The sequence below is a fragment of the uncultured Campylobacter sp. genome (genome assembly GCF_938018145.1).
Classification (GTDB): Bacteria; Campylobacterota; Campylobacteria; order Campylobacterales; family Campylobacteraceae; genus Campylobacter_A.
The window spans coordinates 1-1,328 of the sequence record NZ_CALIII010000179.1; the positions used below are offsets into that span (position 1 = coordinate 1).

General features: G+C 45.3%; 1 protein-coding gene and 1 pseudogene. One reads left to right on the forward strand and one right to left on the reverse strand.

Features of this window, described 5'->3' with window-relative positions:
* Positions 1–555, forward strand: a pseudogene (locus Q0338_RS04110) (RND family transporter); the annotation flags it as partial.
* 210 nt (positions 556–765) lie between these two features.
* Here Q0338_RS04110 and Q0338_RS04115 read toward each other — a convergent pair.
* The coding region (locus Q0338_RS04115) for a Crp/Fnr family transcriptional regulator (protein WP_298085649.1) at positions 766–1,328 on the reverse strand (563 nt) is incomplete at its 5' end.

Consider the following 1,328-nt stretch of genomic DNA (forward strand, 5'->3'; position numbering starts at 1 on the left):
GACAATGCAAGCGTTCAAGTTAGCGGAGCGATGGTGCTTTATAACAACCTCCTTCAAAGCCTCATCGCCTCGCAGGTGGATTCTTTCGGTTTTGTTATCTTGTCGCTTTTTATCGTTTTTTGCATTATTTTTAAAAGCATCAAGCTCGCCGCCATCGCTATCACGTCAAATTTGATCCCGCTTTGCGCGGTATTTGGCGTCATGGGCGTGATGGGCATTCCGCTTGATATCATGAGCATTACGATAGCGGCTATCAGCATAGGCATCGGCGTGGACGACATCATCCACTACATCCACCGCCTAAAAATCGAGCTTCGCAGCAAAAACGTCGCCGAGTCGATCAAGGCCTCGCACGCCAGCATCGGCTACGCGATGTACTACACCTCGTTTGCGATCATCCTTGGCTTTAGCATTATGGTAACGAGCAACTTTATCCCGACGATATATTTTGGACTTTTAACAGATCTTGTTATGATAATGATGTTGCTAGGGGCGCTAGTGCTACTGCCGACACTAATCAAAACCTTTTACCGGCCTAGAATTCCCCATAAATGACGGATTTCAAGCTTTAAAATTTTAAACCCGTTTCGGTTACGGACGACGAGTCCGCTCCCTCACGGGTTAAAATTTTAAAGTTAAACTACGCCTATTCTATCTTGAATATCTATCTCACATCTTGCTAAATTTACAAATTTAACTACATTAAATTTAAAAACTCAAATTTAGCGTTTTTGCCGTGCGGTTTTTGGTGTGCAAATTTAAATTTTAGTTCGTATAGCTTTGCAGCTTTTCATAATCCACTATCAAAAACTCATGCGGAGTTATGCGCCTGATGATATCGTCTTTTATAAGCTCGTTAAACGCCGTGCTTGCGCTTTGGCGCTTGAGTCCGACGAAGCTTGAAAGCACCTTTAGCGAAAACGGCAAAAAGACGTAGTGGTAGCCGTTTTGCGTCAAATTTTGCTCGGCGGCGAGCTCGACGAGGAAGTTTGCTATGCGCCCCTTTGCGCTTTCAAACAGTATCGATTTTATGATTTGGCGCTGCAGCAAGGAGATATTTACGAGCGTGTCGGCGTATGCTTTGGCAAATCTCTCGTTTTTTAGCAGTTCGCCCATGTCGTCCGCATCGATCGAGTAGATCTCGCTGTCCTCTAGGATCTCTAGCACGCACACGTCGTCTATGATCGAGATGTTGTCTTTTTGGAGGTGATAGACGATAAACTCCTCGCCGTCCTCGAAAAACGAGAGCTTGCCCGAGCCGCTTTTAATTATCACGACTTTTATTGATTCTGCGTAGATCGCAGCACCCTTGGCTAGAAGCTCGCGGT